The 18,012-nt window shown below is 43.1% G+C and carries 19 protein-coding genes and 1 pseudogene; 7 read left to right on the top strand and 13 right to left on the bottom strand.

Annotated elements, in window-relative coordinates:
* Positions 1 to 148: 148 nt before the first annotated feature.
* From AR335_RS20250 to AR335_RS20240, 3 genes and pseudogenes are all read right to left on the bottom strand, one after another.
* Positions 149 to 1,099: a nucleoside hydrolase gene (locus tag AR335_RS20250; RefSeq protein WP_062239369.1), complete on the bottom strand. Its 951-nt coding sequence runs from the start codon at positions 1,097 to 1,099 to the stop codon at positions 149 to 151.
* Positions 1,100 to 1,277: 178 nt separating this feature from the next.
* Positions 1,278 to 1,481, bottom strand: a pseudogene (locus AR335_RS20245) (VOC family protein); the annotation flags it as partial.
* 140 nt (positions 1,482 to 1,621) lie between these two features.
* Entirely contained in the window at positions 1,622 to 1,888 is a 267-nt protein-coding gene (locus AR335_RS20240) for a hypothetical protein (RefSeq protein ID WP_062239365.1), read from the bottom strand.
* Positions 1,889 to 2,008: 120 nt separating this feature from the next.
* Between AR335_RS20240 and AR335_RS20235 the strand changes: the two genes are divergently transcribed.
* Together AR335_RS20235 and AR335_RS20230 are read left to right on the top strand one after the other, a co-directional pair.
* Positions 2,009 to 3,298, top strand: a complete 1,290-nt coding sequence (locus tag AR335_RS20235; protein WP_062239361.1) for a phytoene desaturase family protein — start codon at positions 2,009 to 2,011, stop codon at positions 3,296 to 3,298.
* A 10-nt stretch (positions 3,299 to 3,308) separates the two neighbouring features.
* Positions 3,309 to 4,175, top strand: coding sequence for an RNA polymerase sigma-70 factor (locus AR335_RS20230; protein WP_062239808.1), 867 nt, complete (start codon positions 3,309 to 3,311; stop codon positions 4,173 to 4,175).
* Between the two features lie 44 nt (positions 4,176 to 4,219).
* On the opposite strand, the gene AR335_RS20225 is transcribed toward AR335_RS20230, so the two are convergent.
* A complete protein-coding gene (locus AR335_RS20225; protein WP_062239358.1) occupies positions 4,220 to 4,561 on the bottom strand; it encodes a hypothetical protein in 342 nt (113 codons plus the stop codon).
* A 114-nt stretch (positions 4,562 to 4,675) separates the two neighbouring features.
* Here AR335_RS20225 and AR335_RS20220 point away from each other — a divergent pair, with 114 nt between their 5' ends.
* Entirely contained in the window at positions 4,676 to 5,419 is a 744-nt protein-coding gene (locus tag AR335_RS20220) for an alpha/beta fold hydrolase (protein WP_062239355.1), read from the top strand.
* A gap of 259 nt (positions 5,420 to 5,678) precedes the next feature.
* Here AR335_RS20220 and AR335_RS20215 read toward each other — a convergent pair whose 3' ends face one another.
* Positions 5,679 to 6,071, bottom strand: a complete 393-nt coding sequence (locus tag AR335_RS20215; protein WP_062239352.1) for a VOC family protein — start codon at positions 6,069 to 6,071, stop codon at positions 5,679 to 5,681.
* A gap of 115 nt (positions 6,072 to 6,186) precedes the next feature.
* Here AR335_RS20215 and AR335_RS20210 point away from each other — a divergent pair, with 115 nt between their 5' ends.
* Positions 6,187 to 6,708, top strand: coding sequence for a YfiT family bacillithiol transferase (locus tag AR335_RS20210; RefSeq protein ID WP_062239349.1), 522 nt, complete (start codon positions 6,187 to 6,189; stop codon positions 6,706 to 6,708).
* Between the two features lie 119 nt (positions 6,709 to 6,827).
* Here the strand turns inward: AR335_RS20210 and AR335_RS20205 are convergent, their stop codons facing one another.
* From AR335_RS20205 to AR335_RS20185, 6 genes are all read right to left on the bottom strand, one after another.
* Positions 6,828 to 7,493, bottom strand: coding sequence for an O-methyltransferase (locus AR335_RS20205; RefSeq protein ID WP_062239346.1), 666 nt, complete (start codon positions 7,491 to 7,493; stop codon positions 6,828 to 6,830).
* A gap of 170 nt (positions 7,494 to 7,663) precedes the next feature.
* On the bottom strand, positions 7,664 to 7,870 hold the full coding sequence (locus AR335_RS20200; RefSeq protein ID WP_062239343.1) for a hypothetical protein: 207 nt from the start codon (positions 7,868 to 7,870) through the stop codon (positions 7,664 to 7,666).
* An 11-nt stretch (positions 7,871 to 7,881) separates the two neighbouring features.
* On the bottom strand, positions 7,882 to 8,226 hold the full coding sequence (locus tag AR335_RS20195; RefSeq protein WP_062239339.1) for a helix-turn-helix domain-containing protein: 345 nt from the start codon (positions 8,224 to 8,226) through the stop codon (positions 7,882 to 7,884).
* 93 nt (positions 8,227 to 8,319) lie between these two features.
* On the bottom strand, positions 8,320 to 8,436 hold the full coding sequence (locus tag AR335_RS25035) for an alpha/beta fold hydrolase (RefSeq protein ID WP_234293372.1): 117 nt from the start codon (positions 8,434 to 8,436) through the stop codon (positions 8,320 to 8,322).
* 274 nt (positions 8,437 to 8,710) lie between these two features.
* Positions 8,711 to 11,926, bottom strand: coding sequence for an SNF2 helicase associated domain-containing protein (locus tag AR335_RS20190; RefSeq protein ID WP_062239336.1), 3,216 nt, complete (start codon positions 11,924 to 11,926; stop codon positions 8,711 to 8,713).
* Between the two features lie 224 nt (positions 11,927 to 12,150).
* Positions 12,151 to 12,690, bottom strand: coding sequence for a GNAT family N-acetyltransferase (locus AR335_RS20185; protein WP_062239805.1), 540 nt, complete (start codon positions 12,688 to 12,690; stop codon positions 12,151 to 12,153).
* A gap of 377 nt (positions 12,691 to 13,067) precedes the next feature.
* On the opposite strand from AR335_RS20185, the gene AR335_RS20175 reads away from it, so the two are divergent.
* On the top strand, positions 13,068 to 14,594 hold the full coding sequence (locus AR335_RS20175; RefSeq protein WP_062239330.1) for an FAD-dependent monooxygenase: 1,527 nt from the start codon (positions 13,068 to 13,070) through the stop codon (positions 14,592 to 14,594).
* An 80-nt stretch (positions 14,595 to 14,674) separates the two neighbouring features.
* On the opposite strand, the gene AR335_RS25295 is transcribed toward AR335_RS20175, so the two are convergent.
* Complete coding sequence (locus AR335_RS25295) at positions 14,675 to 14,800, bottom strand: hypothetical protein (RefSeq protein ID WP_255357614.1); 126 nt, start codon at positions 14,798 to 14,800, stop codon at positions 14,675 to 14,677.
* Positions 14,801 to 14,958: 158 nt separating this feature from the next.
* Between AR335_RS25295 and AR335_RS20170 the strand changes: the two genes are divergently transcribed.
* Complete coding sequence (locus AR335_RS20170) at positions 14,959 to 15,822, top strand: phosphotransferase family protein (protein WP_062239326.1); 864 nt, start codon at positions 14,959 to 14,961, stop codon at positions 15,820 to 15,822.
* A gap of 28 nt (positions 15,823 to 15,850) precedes the next feature.
* On the opposite strand, the gene AR335_RS20165 is transcribed toward AR335_RS20170, so the two are convergent.
* Positions 15,851 to 16,579, bottom strand: coding sequence for an SGNH/GDSL hydrolase family protein (locus AR335_RS20165; protein WP_062239323.1), 729 nt, complete (start codon positions 16,577 to 16,579; stop codon positions 15,851 to 15,853).
* 245 nt (positions 16,580 to 16,824) lie between these two features.
* Between AR335_RS20165 and AR335_RS20160 the strand changes: the two genes are divergently transcribed.
* Positions 16,825 to 17,775 (top strand): nucleoside hydrolase, encoded by a 951-nt coding sequence (locus tag AR335_RS20160; protein WP_062239320.1) that lies wholly within the window; start codon positions 16,825 to 16,827, stop codon positions 17,773 to 17,775.
* The last annotated feature ends 237 nt before the right edge of the window (positions 17,776 to 18,012 follow it).

The following is an 18,012-nucleotide window of genomic DNA, read 5'->3' as shown; positions in this document are numbered from 1 at the left end:
AGAAAAGCTGCCAGTTGAAAATCTTCTCTTAATAATCCCATCACGCACAAATTGTGAGACTCAGACGATAGCTACGCTCTTTTATTAACTTATTCCCCTTAACATAGGTGAATGGATTGGAGTTCAAAAGTTAGTTAGAGAAAACCTTCTACCTCCATATTAAAAGAGTATCCATAATGCTTTTTTTAAAGGCCTCATAATTAAATTGAACAGCCACACTATGTATTTTATACTCTGGGTTTGTTGTAAAACGCAGGTCCGCAATGCTTTGACCAAATCCCTCCCCCCGATCTGGTATTACTTTTATAGGAATTTTTGTAAGGCTAACAAAATTAGGATTTAACAGATACCAAATGGTCATAAAATCATGCATCGGACTTCCTTTTATGCCTGGATTAGATTTAGAGTAAAAATTGTAGTAGTAGTCCAGCATCGGTTTAATGATGAGTCCTGCGGGGTCCTTTGTGTTTTGGTGAAATCTGTGGATGGTTTGAACCATTTCGGGAGTAACAAGTGCATACTGAGTGACGTTTAATGGGATAAGCGTCAAATTTTTTGCATGTTGCAAGACAAGGTTCGCTGCATAAGGATCTAAGTAAAAATTGGCTTCAGCTACGGCCGTTACATTTCCAGGAACAAAGAAGGCTCCTCCCATGCAGATATATTCCTTAACGTTTCTCATCTTTTCTAAATTAAGTACAAATGCGGTTGCTAATGAAGAAAGTCTTCCAAGGTTGATGATTGATAGATCCTCAATATTAGCATCAATGATCTGATAGATATCATTAAAAGGGAATACAGGATAAGGAATCTCGGGGGGAATGATTGGTCCTAATCCAACTTTTCCGTGTACTTCAGGAAAATACTGTACCGAAATACCCGTTAAAGGGACAGAAGCACCAAGAAATACAGGTACCTTTTCTTGTCCCATAATGAACTTTATATAATTAATATTCCTAATAACATCAACTCTGGATACATTACCATAGTCAGCTACGATACCTAATATTTGCACTTCTTCTTTGCGGAAGAAAGCATATATGAGAGCAAAAGCATCGTCTATTCCCAAATCCGTAAAAAGAAGAACCTTTTTGGGCATACACATTCCTCCATTTCTCTAAATGTATATGACACCAAAGATCACCGATATGCTCCGTGGATAAGAGTAGCCACAATAAATACCTTCAGGGTTTTCTTCTTCTCCAATTAACCTTCCTTTTAGTTCAATTAGAAAAAAACCGTAAAAAGGCGTCGATTAATTTGGGAGTCCATTTTTATTAAGAACTCACATATGCATTAGCATTCACTTCGGATATTCCAAACAGGATTCCCTGGTTATCTAAACAATAAGCAAAGTAACCCATATTTGGAATAGCATTTTTAGGTACAACCACTCGTTCGCCATTTTCTGTAACCTTTTATATGTATTCGTCTACTGAAGGTAATTCGATTGAATTCGTGGTTCTGGTTGCCCCGTCAGGAAAAAAGCTTTTAAAGAAATGGTTTGGCCTTGCCCCTATGATCAATAAAAACACATAGTAGATTGCCGTCATAACAGCAAGTGCCATTTCAGTTTTTCCACTCCTAAACCGATTTATTTTATCTCTTCCAAAAAAGTTGCTTACTGCTGATATAGAGATTGAATGTTCCCTAAGTCCTGCAGAAGCAGACCAATTTCCTCCTGGCTCAGTCTGATCGGCATTGCATCATAAAGAGTGATCACCTGGCCATCCAAATCACTCTGATGTTTCTGCAGATAACCGTAAAGTTTATTTAACTGGCTGACTGACAGTGTAGATTGTGTTGTAAGATGCTTCACTTGCTGAAGCGAAAACTCGTTCATTCCCTCATCAAATTCACCAGAGATAATGTTCCCGTTCATTCGCATGTATTCCACTCCCTTGCTTCATTTTTGTTAGTTTACCCTTTGTCAAAAAATTTTCTCTTCTTTTTGTCACAGATGATGGCCTTTTCTCGTCTTGTTTGTAAAAGAGAAAGTGGTGATCTTATGAGAACATTTGAAACAGCGATCATTGGCGGAGGAATTGCAGGGTTAACAGCTGCTGTTTATTTAGCCAAAGACGGAATTTCAACTGTGGTCATTGAAAAAGGAAAACAACTGGGCGGCCGGGCGCAAACAACCCAAAAAAATGGAGCCTATCTTAACCTTGGCGGGCATGCTCTCTATAAAGGTGGTGAGGCGGAAGCGATACTAAACGAGCTTGGGATTAGACCACCAGGAAGTGTGCCGGAAACGAAAGGCAGTGCCATTTGGAATCAATCTTTATATATGCTTCCGAGCAGTTTAAGCTCTCTGCTTTCCACCAGGCTTCTTTCTTGGCCAGGGAAAATGGAATTAGGAAAGCTTTTGGTCAAACTGAAAAAAATCGATGCTAAAACATTGGGAGATATGAGTTTGAGACAATGGGCAGAAGCTGAAATTAAAGATCCCATGGTCAGACACGTTTTTTACGCGTTATGCCGAACATCAACGTATTGCGTTGGCCCGGATGAACAAAGAGCTGGTGCTGTAATACAACAGGTTTTGAGAGGCATGAACGGCGTCATTTATGTAGATGGCGGCTGGCAAACCATTATTGAAGAATTAAAAGAGATAGCGGTGAAAGCTGGCGTAACAATCCTCACTCATCAATCCGTCTCTTCTGTCCTAAAGAACGATTCTTTTACCCTCTCATTGTCTAATGGGGAAACGATTAATGCGCATTCTGTACTATCTACTGCAAGCCCGGAGCAAACGTTCAGACTGATAGAGGGAGCTGAAAATACGTCTCTTTCCGCCTGGAGGGAAAGGGCAAAACCGGTGTTTGCTGCTTGTCTTGATGTCTCGCTGCACACTCTTCCGAATCCGAACCAGCAGTTTGCGATTGGAGTAGATCAACACATTTTATTTTCCAATCATTCTAGAGCTGCCCGTTTAAGTGAAGACGGTTCAGTGGTCTGTCAGCTCATTAAATATTTGGGGACAGAACAGGAGAATAATGCAATAGAATGTAAACAGGAGCTGGAACATGTATTAGAGATGCTGCAGCCCGGCTGGCGAAAGGAACTGAAAGCCTATCAATTCCTTCCGCACATTGCCGTGATGCAAGATTCCTGTGCGATGAACCATCACCTTTCCTATGGTCCATCCGTCCCGGAAATTCCTGGATTTTATATTGCAGGAGATGGATCTGGCCATGACGAAATGCTCGTAGATGCGGCATTCGCAAGTGCGAAAAGAGCCGCATCAGCCATTGTTCAGGAATCTTTGAACCGCGGAATTCAAAAGGAGGCATAACGTGAGTCCAATCGATACAGAAATGCTTTATACCACGCACCGTCCACTTCTTTTTTCCTTGGCGTACCGAATGCTGGGCAGTGTACAGGACGCCGAGGACATCATCCAGGATACATTTATCGCATTAAATGGAACAGAGGCCGAGCACATTCAGAATATAAAAGCCTATCTATGCAAAATGGTAACCAACCGCTGTATCGACCGGCTGAAGTCTGCTCGAAAGAAAAGAGAACAGTATGTTGGAGATTGGCTGCCCGAGCCGCTGCTTACAGAGAACACCCAAAGTGAAGATCCGGCCCATCAAATGTTCATGAAAGAATCAGTATCCATGGCTTACTTGCTTCTGCTTCAGCAGTTGTCGGAAACAGAGCGAGCGGTGTTTCTCCTTAAGGAAGTCTTACAATACAGTTATGAGGATATTGCTGAAATGGTTGGCAAAAGCAGCACGAATTGCCGGCAGATCTTTCATCGTGCGAAGAAAAGCATCGGAAGTCCTTCTGAAGAAAAGAAAATAACGAAAAAAGGAGCGTCACTCACAGAACAGTTCTTTCGTGCACTCACTTCCGGAGATACCGATACATTGCTCAGCCTGTTGTCAGTTGACGCTACCCTGGCCACAGACGGAGGCGGAAAAATAAAAGCCGCTATCTTCCCGATCCTTGGAGCAGACCGCATTTCACGCTTTTACCAAGGCATTTTGCCAAAGCTTCCAAAAGACGTCAGCTATACCTTTACTACGGTAAACAGCGAACCTGGAATGATTTTAACGGTTGGCGGGCGTGTCTATGCTGTCATGTCCCTTCATATTGAGAATAATAGAATTCAAAACATCTACTCGGTCATGAATCCCGATAAACTTACTCATATCTCTGCCTAAAAAAAGACTGCTTTCTCACAAGAGAGCAATCTTTTTATCTTTGCTTATGAATCCCCCGTTCGAGCCACAGCTATGACCTGACCCATTCTGCAGGAGCATTTTGATTTTTGATGGGGCTGTCCTGAAAGTCGAAAATTGACCTTCAGCAGCTCCTTTTTGGCTTGAAAATCTTCAATGAAAAGTTGATTGAAGTGGAAGGTGCGAGACTCCTCGAAAATGAACTTCACATTTTCTTCGTGCGATAAAAAGCTGCCGGAGCCTTCCTTGTCCTGCGGGACTAGCGTGACAGGTGAGCCTCTTGGCGCTAGCGCCAAAAAGTAGGCGTTCACGCCGGTAAGGCTCACCGCACGCCGCGCGGAAAGCGAGCACCCTGGAACGGAAATCAACAGCTTACAGACTTCTTGGACAGCCCCTTTTGTTGTCAGGATTACAGTTTATGTTCATACTAACAAGGTATACTAGAACAACTTCCGAACCGGGAGAACACGTGGAGGATTTACTTGAATAAGAAACTGAAGCTTGTCCTTATCATTTTGTTAATCTTGCTTGTTGTCTATGCCGGCGGCTTTTTCATCTGGACACAGAAGACCTTTAAACCAACGGCTCAATTGAACCAATTAGTTGACGTAAAAAATGAGGTCCAGCATAAAGACGGCCTGTATATTTTCAAACCGAAAAACATGGAACCAAGGGATGGTGTGATTTTTTACCCTGGAGCTAAAGTTGAGCCAACCGCTTATTCCTACTGGGCGAAAAAGGTAGCTGATGCCGGGTATCTCGTTGTCATACCGGAAATGCCGCTGAACCTGGCTCTACTCGGCAAAAACAAAGCCGAAGAGGCGATGAAAGCTGATCCTGATATTAAGAAATGGTATATCGCCGGCCATTCACTGGGCGGATCAGCAGCTTCCGCTTATGCCTTGAAACACCCAAATAAGATTAAAGGTATGATCTTCCTTGGTTCCTATACAACGGAAGGTTCAAATTTATCGAAAGCCCACTTCCCTCTTCTTTCTATCTATGGAGAACGAGACGGCTTGAGCACAAAAGCTAAGATCAACGGCAACAAATCGTTTAATCCGGCTGACACCACCTACTATGAAATCAAAGGCGGGAATAATGCCCAGTTTGGCATGTACGGTCCTCAAACCGGTGACAAAAATGCACGTATCTCCAACAAGAAACAGCAGGATCAGGTGATCAAAGAAATCCTATCCTGGCTCAATAAAGAAAACCGGCACTAGTCACAGTGCTGGTTTTTTCATGGGGCTATTGGACAGAACAAAATCCGTTATTATAAAATGTGGCCTCAAGCCAGCTGCCGGTTTTTAATCGGCTAAACATACTTCGAGTAAGCTCCTTTGGCTTTTTCCTGAGCGGCTTAGGCCATCGATTCCAAGGATGAAGCGCTGGCCTGTTTTTAGCTTTGGAATTTTTTTGATGATAGAAGATATATTTATCTGCATGCTTTGTACACTCTTTCCAACGGTGCCTGGCACCATATCACGCTAGGGTCAGCTGCCAAGATACGCCGAACTTGTCCGAGGTCCAGCCAAACTTCCTGCTAAATGGATAGGAGCCTAGCGGCATTAAGACTTGTCCGTCCTCTGACAATTTCTGAAATACTCTATCAATCTCTTCTTCTGTATCACAGGTTACATACATAGAGATGGAAGGTGTAAAGGTAAATTCATGCTTCACACTGCTGTCGATACAGAGAAACCGCTGCCCGTTTAAGCTGAACTCCGCCTTCATCACTGAACCTTCTGCTCCTCCCTCATTTGCACCGTATCGAGTAATCTTTGTAATCTCTGAATCATCAAAGAGTGAAACATAAAAGTTCATCGCTTCCTCTGCTTGGCCTTCGAACATTAAAAAAGGTGTTACTTTGGACATTTCCACTCAACTCCCTGCATATTTAAATTAACGAACACTTCAATCCACAACCTGCAAGCTTATGTATAATAGTAATAGATGACTTTCTACTAAGTTAAGTGAGGTGTAACTAATGATGATAGATTTACGCTATCCGGTTGGCTTATTTGCACTAGATCAAGACATTACAGAGAAAAAGATTGAAAAATGGATCCATGACATTGAGTCAGCGCCTAATCAACTGAAAGAAGCAGTTAACAATCTTACAGACGATCAATTGGATACTCCTTATCGTACTGGAGGCTGGACAGTAAGGCAGGTTGTCCATCACTTGCCTGATAGCCACCTTAACAGCTATACACGCTTTAAACTGGCGCTCACAGAAGAGAATCCAGTCATCAGGCCTTACATGGAAAATCAATGGGCTGAGCTTCCAGATTCTAAACTCCCGATAGCGGTTTCCATTCAATTGCTGGAAGCTCTCCATGAACGCTGGATCGTACTGCTTAAATCGTTAACCACTGCTGATCTTGAAAAGACCTTCACTCATCCCGATTCCGGAGTTGTAACACTAGCGCAGAACATCGGGTTGTATTCCTGGTACAGCCGTCATCATATCGCTCATATCACGTCGCTCCGCCAGCGGTCAGGCTGGTAAATAAATGGCCAATGGTTCATGCGTTGGCTTTTTCTTCTATAAATCAATCCAATATTCCCGAGTCTTTTTTCTATGGTTTGTCAGTGTTAATTTCCGAAGTTCGATCATATGTGCTTCCCTCACTCTTTTACTATGCCAAAAACAAACCCATCGTAGCCTTTGCTTCCTACCGTCTGCATCGCTGTCGCTTCGATCCTCGGCTCATTGGCCAACAGATCCATCAATGCTCGTGAACCCTGAACACTGGAATCCTGACTGTTGCCATCCACTACTTTTCCATCACGCACTACGTTGTCCCCAATTATTACTGTACCTGGCTTGGAAAGCATCAGCGCCCACTTTAAGTAGTTAGGGTTGTTTGGCTTATCAGCATCAATAAAGATAAATTCAAAAGAAGAGAATCCTTTTTCCTTCAGCGTTGGCAAAGATTCAAGGGCAGGACCTACAAGCACTTCAATTTTGTGGTCCAGTCCTGCTTTCCTGATGTTCTCCCTTGCTACATCTGCATGCTTTTGGCTGTATTCCAATGTAATGAGACGTCCATCTTCCGGCAACGCACGTGCCATCCAAATACTGCTGTAGCCGCCAAGCGTACCAATTTCAAGAATGTGTTTTGCTCCTTTTAACTTGGTAAGCAGATAAAGAAACTTCCCTTGACTGGGTGAGACATCAATTGACGGTAAACCAGCCTCACTGTTGGCTTTCAGAACATAGTCCAAATCCGGATCAGCTCCATGAAGCTTTGAGCTGAAATAAGCATCGACATTACTCCACGTTTCCTCCATTGCGCTCTCTCCTTTTGTCCCATTATATATCTACAAATCTTTACTTTCGCTGTCATCCCTGCTTTTCCTTCTGCAGGAGCGATATGTTACCAACCATTGGCTGGCATTTGTCACAGCCATTGCTGCGGAATCCCTTTTTCATTAAAAAGAAGACTGCTCATGCAGCCTTCTTAATTGTAATTCTTGGATTCTATCACTTTGACCAGCCGGATCAGCCAATAGAGGGCAATCCAGGGAAGAATATAGGCCGTTAAAAAGGGAACAAAATTATAAAAAGCAAAATGAGCATCTATCCCCATTCTCTGAAGGGCAAAAATCACAATGACAAAACCTAAAATAACAAGAATTATGGTCTTAGCATTTCTGCTCACTGCCATGCATCCACCTCCTATTGCTTAATTGATTCTATTTCAATGATCAAAGATTGCGTTTCTCGCAGCCATTTATCAACTGCTTTTTTGGGGAAATACACCGTGCTCCCCACTTTAATAAATGGAAGCTCACTCTCAAGGTCATCTCCGCTATCTAGTTGAGGACCCAGTTTCTTAACTTCTTCTGCAGTTAACCCTAGATATTCCGCTAACTCCGACTGTGTTAATAATTGCTTTTGAGCAGTTTCCCCGGTTGTTGTATGGATTGCTTTGGGGCTAAGTGCGTCAGATATGAACCAGCTTCCCGCTGTGATTCCTATGGCTAAACAAATAATAGAAAATGCAACTGAATGATTTTTCATGCCCGCCCCTAACCTCCAACTTTAAAAACTTTATGCATCCTTTCATTTTAACTATACAATTTTCCAGGAAAATTTTTCTATAAAAGTTGAGGATTAAGATCTTAAAAAGTTATTAATTACTTCAGTATAACGTTTCGGCTCTTCCACGCTCGGCGCATGCCCGGATTTCTCAAACTCCACGAAGGCTGCTTTCTGGATCAAACTGGCCACTTCTTTTCCATCCTTTGGAGGAATAAGAGTGATCTAGACGGGCTACGGTGGGCGGTTTTGGTCGTTACTTGCGGGTTTGACTGGTTTACTTGCGGCTTTTGCTCGTTTACTTGCGGTTCGACAGAGTTTACTTGCGATTTCACACCCGTTACTTGCGATTCGACAAGGATTACTTGCATATCACGTCATTTTCATAAAAGAACATACAATAAAGCACCGCTGGAATCAATCCAGCAGTGCCTCGTTATTAGCATCAGCGTCAGAAGTCATCTTTCTATAGCATCAAAATTTCCCGAATATCTTCTTCAGTAAGGGATGAAGCCGGCTTCTCCCCAACGCCAATAATCTCTTCAATGAGATCTTTCTTTTTCTCTTGCAGTTCATTCATTTTTTCTTCGATTGTACCTTGGGTAACCAGTTTGATGACCTGGACGGCATTGGTCTGCCCCATCCGATGGGCACGGTCAGCTGCCTGGTCCTCGACAGCAGGGTTCCACCATATATCATACAGAATGACCGTATCAGCACCCGTCAAGTTAAGGCCTGTCCCTCCCGCTTTCAAGGAAATGAGAAATAGATCACGTTCACCTGAATTGAATCGATTGCATAGCTCCACCCGTTCCATGGAGGGAGTTTGTCCATCCAGATAGAAAAAAGGAAGGCCTTGGTTCGCTAATTCCCTTCCTATGAGCTCCAGCATTTTCGTAAATTGAGAGAAGATCAGCACCCTTCTTCCAGATAGCTTGGATTCTTCTACAATCTGCATGAGCTGCTTAAATTTCCCTGATGTCCCTTTGTAACTGTCTACGAATAAAGCGGGATGGCAGCAAATCTGCCGTAAACGCGTCAAACCAGCAAGGATTTTGATGCGATTTTTCCGAAGTGTATCTTTGTCCAGATGCTTTAGTGTGTCATGCCGCAGCTTCGCCAAATAGGCTGCATACAGTTTCTTCTGTTCAGGAAGCAATTCAACTGATTCCATGGACTCCGTTTTTTCAGGAAGTTCCATCAGGACATCCTCTTTTAACCGTCTCATCAAGAATGGAGAGATTCTTCGTGTAATGGTTTTCTTTGGAAGATTACTAAATTCCTTTAATCCGCGCAATAGCTCAGGAAAGACAACATGAAAGATCGACCACAGTTCTTCCAGCGAATTCTCCACTGGTGTACCTGTAAGCGCGAATCGATGATCTGCCTGAATCTTCTTCACAGCTCGTGCCGTTTGCGTCACAGGATTTTTAAAAGCCTGTGCCTCATCAAAAAATACCGTGTGAAAGGCTTGTTTCTCATACCACCCGATGTCCTTGCGCAACAAGGGATAAGAGGTGATGATAACATCATGAACCAATGCTTCATTTATTAATGCTAATCTCTCTGCTTTACTGCCATCAACCACAACAGATTGTATGTCTGGAGCGAATTTTTTCATTTCACTCAGCCAGTTGTACGTCAAAGAAGACGGGCAGACAATTAGGACCGGAGACTTCTTTTCACGAATATCCTGAAGCACCGATACGATGAATGTGATGCTTTGCAACGTTTTTCCCAATCCCATATCATCAGCAAGGATCCCGCCAAATCCATAGCTGGCAAGTGTTTTCATCCATTGGTACCCCTGTTCTTGATAATCTCGCAAGATCGGTTCCAAGTCTACTGGGACCTCGAATGCCAAGCTGCCCGGATTTCGCAGGTTTTCCAAGAATTGAAGGAAAGATTTCTCCAAATCAAACGTACGATCCTCAGCAGTATCAAGCATTTGCATTCCCTGAATGAAGGGTAGATCGAGGCCTTGTTCCAGATCATGATTTGGAACAGGCAAGGCATACAGAAAACGTTGAATTTCTTCAAATTCCCTAGTTTCTAATGAAAGCAGCGAGCCGTTTCTCAAACGGTAATATTTTCTTTTCTCCTCTAGTGCTAAAAGAACATCTCGTATTTGTCCTTCAGGAATGCCATCGATATCAAATTTGAATTCCAGCCAATTGGTCCGTTCTTTTTTGAGCTTTACTCTAATCTGCGGCCGTGCATTCTCTCTGAAAATACGATTTCTCACAGAGGTGGTTGCATAGATTTGGGCAATCTTTTGGAGTTTAGGAACAACATGATATAAAAACTCATATTCCAGCTCTTCATTATGCAAAAAATATCCGCCATCTGTCTTGGCAAACGAGCTTTCTTCCATTAGCCTGAGTATCATTTCCTCTTTCTCCACATCTCTGATAAGTTTGGAGTTTTCCTGAAGATCACGCCTGACCAATGGATCAATGACGATATTTTCATAATGAAACTCCAGCCCGGCAAGGAGTCGATTCTTCACGCGATCCAAGTATAGTTTGGCTGTTAACGGTATCTTGGCAAATTGCTCGGTGATCGCACGAGATACGTGAACTTCCCCGAGGCGTTTCAAACCTGGAATGACTTTTTCTAAAAAAATCCCCATCTGCTTCTGAGAAATCGGTATGACATTCGTTCTTGATGCATCCAGCATTCGTTTCAGTTCAGAAAGGCGTGAGCAGTCATCACTTTTTAACTGAAACAGTTTTCGAACTGAAAGGACAGAGCGATAGGAATGTAACACGACCATCTCACTTAGTCCTTCAATCTTCAAATGATAGTTCTCCCCTTGCGACTCTCCAAAGTCAAACTGTAGAGACAGCGGTTCTTTCGATGTCCGAAACCTTCTATACGTGTTGCCATACTCCAGCTTTACAATTGGTGCTTTCTCAAGCAAAGGCAACAGCATGTCCCAAGAAGAAGGAGTGATAAATAAGGTGTTGTTATGAGTAACCTCGTTCGGCCGGTCTAACAGTTCATCGATATATATCTGTTCATCATGCATGGCTTTTATAAGCTGTTGAAGTACCGCATCGTTTTCCATTTGAAAGCAATGGAGGCTCGGATCAAATGTGAATGAAAGGGAAAGCGGGCTGATACCCCCTTCTTTCACACGTTGAAGAAAGTCCCGGATGTGCTGCACTTTAACCGGACCGATTTTCACCTCTAGGCCTAAAACGGTTTGTCCTTTGCTTACTTCCACGGGTTTGCAGGTAAACTCGACATCAAGCACTTGCCTTTTTTCAAAATGAAGCTGATGCCTGCTTGATCGCTTGTGCTGATCATTAAAAAGTGTCAGAAAATCTTCTGTCAGTTCTTGATTTTCCAGAGATACAGAAAGATGTCGACCGGAAATCAGAGGAACTGTCCCTTGTTGCTGGTGATGGTATATCGCAAGTAAAACGGCTGCAACGTGCTGACAATCCTTTTGAAAAGAAGCCAGTGTCGGACAACTGCACTCAGACCGAAAGCCTCCGTTCATTTCCCGTTCAATGGTGACATGAAAATCCTGTGTTCCTGTAACTGCTGCTTTACAAGCATCCATACTGTAACTTTCAAAGTACACTTTATCCGCTCGATAAAAAGAGTCTCCTTTTTTGAAGGAGACCGTACCGCACTTTTCTTTGATGATGCTATGGTTGAGTTTGATGTTCAAATGTTTTGGCCCCTTCCTCAGGATGTTTCGACTCTGCTAGTTATATGATAGTAAAAATCCCGAAAATATGCGAGGTTTTATCAATCAATGACTCCACCTATACGGCTTTACTATGAGATGATAAAATAGTTTTTTGTTTGTATCATCAGCCTGTCCATTGGTACAATAAAAAAAGAGCTAATCAATCTAGCTCCTCTCCTGCAACACTGCTATTCACCCATAGCTCAATAAAGATAACCTAATAAATCAAGATTCCCTTCCCTCCAATTGGTCATGCCGACTTGCTTAATCATTAATTCATAAATGTGTTCAGTACCTATACCATTTGTAACTTGGGTTTCATGATTAATTTGCATCCATTTGCATTTATTTCCAACTGATTGATATCCATTTCTTAAATATAAGTCCATGTTATCTGCAAATAAGAGTATAAAATCAATATCGCGTCCCTGAGAAAACCTATCAATTTCTAAAAGCAGCCTCGAACCAATACCCTGTGAGCGGGCGTTTTGCGAAACACACAAATCAATTACACCGAGTATTTTTAGGGGCTTTCCGTTTAAATTCATCACTCTGTAATCCAGTCCTACATGTCCTATGAGTTGACTTTCCTCGTTAAAAGCTAGAAATCTAAAATGCGGTAACTGCTTAAAGTAAATTCTATTCGTTGGATAGACATCTGGAAAACTGCCATTTAATAATTCTTGTATACGCACCGAAAGATCATTACTAATATCATATTCAAATACTTTATCTATTTTCAAGTTACCTCTCCCATACCAGTATTTTCGTAATAATAATTCTACAAATTGCACTTTCATACCTTCTTCTACATGGCAAAATCAACCTAGGGAATAAGGTCGAAAAAAAAGAAAGCCATGCAGGAGAAGTCAGATGGCGATTCACCTGTCAAATGGCATGCTGTTTCAGGTAAACAAAAAGCAATAGAGGGTCTAAACGACAGAAAGTATTATGCAGCCCTTGTCATCCCAAGGGATTTTAGTCAAAAACAGATCTCTATGCAGACTCCTTCCCCTTCTTCATCCACGATTCAAATCTTAATCAATCAGGGGAGGAACAGTTCTGTTTCCCCTAAAGTGAACGAAAAATCAAACAGTAATTCTGAAAGGAGACCGATGATATGAATCCTCAAGTCTTGATTGTAGGGGCAGGTCCAACAGGGCTTGTCCTGGCCCTTCAGCTCTTAAAAATGGGGATCCCATTCCGCATTATTGAAAAACATTCCGGACCTGGAGAAGCATCTCGAGCATTGGTCGTCCATGCAAGAATTTTAGAGTTTTACCGTCAATTAGGCATTGCGGATGAAGTGGTAAGTCTCGGCATCCCGATGAAATCCGTTCATCTTCGTGAAGGAACGAAAGAAAAAGCAGAATTCAAGTTCAGCGATCTTGGCAAGGACATCAGCCCTTATCCTTTTGCCTTAAGTTTTCCTCAGGATGTCCACGAACAATTTCTAGTGGAACAGCTTAAAAGGGCTGGCGTCACCATTGAGTGGAACACCGAGCTGGTTTCTTTTACGGATGACAGCGAAGGAGTCCGCACGGTTTTGAAGAAAGACGGTATGGAGGAAACCGCTGAATTCCACTATTTATGCGGATGTGACGGCGCCCACAGCACCGTACGAAAAGGGTTGGGCTTCGACTTTGCAGGTGGAACGTACGAACAGCTTTTTTATGTGGCTGATGTAGAGTCATCAAATAAAGAAACACAGGACCGCTCACTTAAAGTACATCTCAGTGAAAGGGGGTTCTGTTTGTATATGCCGGTCAGAAGTACGGGAATGATCCGCCTGATCGGCATCATCCCCCGTGAGCTTGAGCAGTCCACGTCGATTACATTCGATGAGATCCAGCCTTACGCTGAAAATCAGATTGGTTTAAAAGTTGATAAAGTCAATTGGTTCTCAACCTATCATGTTCATCATCGGGTCAGTGAGCATTTTAGAAAGGGCCGCTGCTTTATAGCTGGAGATGCCGGCCATATTCATAGTCCTGCAGGCGGACAGGGGATGAACACCGGTATAGGGGATGCGGTTAATTTATCGTGGAAGCTTGCATGGGTTCTGAAAGGCAGGGCAGACCCTGAGATCCTTGAGACGTATGAAACAGAACGGATCGCCTTTGCCCGCACACTCGTCTCAACAACCGACCGTGCCTTTCAAATGATAGTAGGACGCAATACTCGTAACCGCCTGTTCCGTACGGTGTTGATTCCCTATGTCACTCCATTGCTGCTTGGTTTCACTGCCGCACGCAGGGCTGCCTTTAATACCGTTTCACAAACACGGATTGAGTACCGTGACAGCGCACTGAGCAAAGGTAAGGCCGGAAAAGTTCATGGAGGCGACCGCTTGCCCTGGATTCAGACAGAGAGCGGCAACAATTTCGATCCGCTGAAAACAATGGACTGGCAGATTCATGTATACGGTGAAATTCATCCGGAAGTTCGGGAATATGGTAAAAGCGCAGGCTTTGCGATTCATACCTTTGTGTGGCAGCCTGAAATGGAGGATGTTGGCCTTAAGCAGGATTCCTTATATGCCGTCCGGCCGGATGGGTACGTTGCTCTTGCGGATGATACCCAAAACATAGAGAAACTGAAGCAGTTTTTTGAAAAATTCAGGATTCGTTCCTTAAAGTCGACATAAAAACGAAGAGGGGCTGTCCAAAATTCGAAAATTGACCTTCAGGCAGCCCCTTTTTGGCTTGAACAATCTTCAATGAAAAGTTAATTGAAGTGGAAGATGCGAGACTCCTGCGGGACTAGCGTGACAGGTGAGACTCCCGACGGTGCTTGCACCAAGAGGCTCACCGCACGCCCCGCGGAAAGCGAGCAGCCTGGAACGGAAATCAACAGCTTACAGACTTCTTGGACAGCCCCTCTAATTTTTGATAGGCAGAAGGCTAAAAATGGATGCCGCCCGATTGATCTTTAAACTTAAAAATTATGAAACATTTGGCCTAGAATCTGCTACTCTTTAAATAGATACAAACAAAAAAGGAGTTCGGATCATGGATACGGATAGGATTGTTAAAGATTTATACACCCAAGGGATCATAGAATCAAAAGATGCCGTCTACGAACCTTTGAGCGGAGGAACGACCAGTACGATCGGATTACTGCGTGATGGAAGCGGAAAACAATGGGTGCTTAAGTTCAACGAACCGAATGTTATTAATGCAGAGGCGGAATTCTTGAATGAATACGAGAATATTCCTTTCCTGCCCCGTCTCGTATACAAAGACCCTGTGAACCGATTCATCGTCTATCCCTTTCTTGCAGGAACGACAGACAGTTCCGGGACGCACAAAACAAACATCTTGTCCTCCCTCGTCCAGCATGTGCTCAATTACTATCAACCTTTTTCTGAAGCAAATGGATGGGGATACAGGGACGACCTTAAGCATTCCAGAGAACAATTTTTGGAGGACGAAATATGTTCAGTCAAAGAAATTATTCATTCTGGGCTGCTTGAAAAAGAAGATTACGAGCTTATCGCTGAACTTGCTAAACTTAGGTCCCAAAGCAAGGAATCTGAACTCACTTATTTGCTGCATGGTGACTGCGGGTATCATAATTTCCTGTTCTCAGAGCAGGAGCTCTCTGGTTTAATTGATCCTCAAACCTTTATCGGCCACCCGCTCCACGATCTTGTCTTTGCTTTTTGTTCTACCGCAAACGAACTTACACAAGAAACGATTATTCCTGCTGCAAAGCAATTAAGGATGTGGAATTACGATGAACAAGTCCTTAATGAGGAAGTGCTGCTCGGTCTTTTCACACGGCTGGCCAGAAGTTCTCAGCATCACCCTGCAGACTTGCCCGAATATTTGAAGGCATGGGAGAAATGGAAAGTACTCGTCTCACCTGCATAAAAAAGAGGACCTCGGTCCTCTTTTCCCCTTACTTCACATCCTTTTTTATCACCCTCCAAAACTCTTTAGCGATCACTTTATATCCTTTGATGTTGAGGTGGTTATCTTCCGGATTGGGCATGTATTTCTGGAAATGGGGATCGATGGCTCCACCTGTCGGGACATATGAATCGCCATTTGATACAGCTGCCTCCTTAATAGCAGAATTCAATGCGTTATTCAAAGGAACTAAGAACGCTTGGCTATCCTGATCATAATAAGAGAAAGGATTGTAATACCCCATCACATATACATGCACATTTGGATTTAGCTTATCGATTGCCTGAAGGATAAACTGAAGGTTGGCACTGGCCGTCGCAATTCCTTCAGAAGCATGTGCTGGATCGGTCATCAGTTTGCGAAAAAGATCATTTGCCCCAATATTGATCGTAATATGGGTTGCTTCTTTAATCTCCTTCATCACGTCTGAATTGTTTAAAACATCCTCTTTCAGCTGTTCTGAAGTATAGCCTGGCACACCAAAATTATCATAATCTGTTAGCTTCACGTGGGATCTTTTAAAATAGCTTTGAATAAAATCCGGATAGCTCTTGTCAATGTCACCATAAGGCGTCATTCCTGCGGCTATTGAATCTCCTAACGCGACATACTCAACTTCCCTATTTTTTTGTTCTTCCTGATGGTCGGCATAGGCGGTCAACGGGGCAAAAGAGAACAAAGTACTCGCCGCCAGCAATGCGGCAAAAGATTTTTTCATTCAATCCTCTCCTCTTTAAGGGTTACCCATTCTTTATGAAGCGATTAAATGGAAGCGAGCCCGCAGGATCCGTTGTCATTCCTCCTATGAATCAGGCATTGACACTTTAGAACAGGCACCTAGGACACATTCTCTCCTATCAGACTTTTTCCCTTTAAAGATAAGCCTAAAGTCCTCCTCCATTTTACATTCTTTTACATATCCTCCAGTCATATGTTGTAAAAAACATTTAATTAGGTGATACCATGGCCAAAAAGGTTTTGCTTTTTGCGGATGTTGGCATCGATGACACGATTGCCTTAATTTACGGGTATTTAAGTAAACAGGTGGATATTATAGGAGTGGTCGCAGACTACGGAAATGTTCCTAGGGTAATGGGATTGCGCAATATTACGTATCTGGTAAATCTATTTAATATTTCCCAGCATACAAAGGTCATACTCGGTGCTGAAAAACCGTTGACAGGAGAAGATCCCATCTTTTATCCGGAAGTGCACGGAGAGTACGGCTTGGGATACATCAAACCTCCCCAACAGCTTCCCTCTCAAGGTTTCACTGAAAACTTTTATGACGTTGTCTCACTCATCAACCAGTACCCGGGTGAATTGACGATTGTTAATACAGGCAGATTAACTTCCCTTGCCAGCATGTACATCCTATACAATGACGTGATGAATAAAGTAAAAGAAGTGTACATTATGGGTGGTGCATTTTGGGTGCCGGGCAATGTTACTGCTGTTTCCGAAGCGAACTTTCACGGAGATCCTATTGCCGCAAAAATCGTTCTTCACTATGCCAATAATGTAACGATTATTCCCCTGAATGTAACAGACCGTGCCATCGTCACACCCCAGATGGTCGATTACATTCAGTCTAAAGGAAAAGCTAAAATTATTAAGCCTCTGCTCGATTTTTATTATGAGTTTTATAAGAAGCGCAATCCCAGTATTAAAGGAAGCCCGGTTCATGATGCACTCACTCTGATGGCAACTCTGCATCAGAACATGTTCTCGTTTCGTCATCTTCCTGTATACATTGATACGAACAGCGGGGTGACAAAGGGACAGAGCATCGCTGATATCCGTCCCTATGCCGATTTGAACAATGGTGAAAAGAAACATCGTATTGCGTTCGATTTTATTTTTTACTGGTTCTATCATGACTTCATGTCTGTCATGACAGGAGAACTCATGTAGCTTTTCACTCTACCCTGCTCTTTTTATCCTGAGCAGGTTTTATTATTGTTAAAGGCTGTTTTCGTAACCTTTGTTGCCCTTGGGAGTGGTTGATTTCCATTTCAGGCTGCTCCCTTTCCGCGGGGCGTGCGCTGAACCCCTCGGCGCAAGCGCCTGCGGGTTTCCCCTGTCACGCTCGTCCCGCAGGACAAGGAAGGCTTCGGCAGCGTTATATCGCACGAAGAAAATGTGAAATTC

Origin of the sequence: Fictibacillus sp. FJAT-27399 (assembly GCF_001510655.1) — a bacterium.
Lineage (GTDB): Bacteria > Bacillota > Bacilli > Bacillales > Fictibacillaceae > Fictibacillus_C > Fictibacillus_C marinisediminis.
Note: the sequence above shows the minus strand (reverse complement) of the source record. Positions and strands in the feature narration are given on the sequence as shown.

Coding starts and splice junctions, on each gene's coding strand:
- AR335_RS20250 (WP_062239369.1), bottom strand. CDS start 1,099: ATGCCCAAAAAGGTTCTTCTTTTTACGGATTTGGGAATAGACGATGCT.
- AR335_RS20240 (WP_062239365.1), bottom strand. CDS start 1,888: ATGCGAATGAACGGGAACATTATCTCTGGTGAATTTGATGAGGGAATG.
- AR335_RS20235 (WP_062239361.1), top strand. CDS start 2,009: ATGAGAACATTTGAAACAGCGATCATTGGCGGAGGAATTGCAGGGTTA.
- AR335_RS20215 (WP_062239352.1), bottom strand. CDS start 6,071: ATGTCCAAAGTAACACCTTTTTTAATGTTCGAAGGCCAAGCAGAGGAA.
- AR335_RS20210 (WP_062239349.1), top strand. CDS start 6,187: ATGATAGATTTACGCTATCCGGTTGGCTTATTTGCACTAGATCAAGAC.
- AR335_RS20205 (WP_062239346.1), bottom strand. CDS start 7,493: ATGGAGGAAACGTGGAGTAATGTCGATGCTTATTTCAGCTCAAAGCTT.
- AR335_RS20200 (WP_062239343.1), bottom strand. CDS start 7,870: ATGGCAGTGAGCAGAAATGCTAAGACCATAATTCTTGTTATTTTAGGT.
- AR335_RS20195 (WP_062239339.1), bottom strand. CDS start 8,226: ATGAAAAATCATTCAGTTGCATTTTCTATTATTTGTTTAGCCATAGGA.
- AR335_RS20175 (WP_062239330.1), top strand. CDS start 13,068: ATGAATCCTCAAGTCTTGATTGTAGGGGCAGGTCCAACAGGGCTTGTC.
- AR335_RS20170 (WP_062239326.1), top strand. CDS start 14,959: ATGGATACGGATAGGATTGTTAAAGATTTATACACCCAAGGGATCATA.
- AR335_RS20165 (WP_062239323.1), bottom strand. CDS start 16,579: ATGAAAAAATCTTTTGCCGCATTGCTGGCGGCGAGTACTTTGTTCTCT.
- AR335_RS20160 (WP_062239320.1), top strand. CDS start 16,825: ATGGCCAAAAAGGTTTTGCTTTTTGCGGATGTTGGCATCGATGACACG.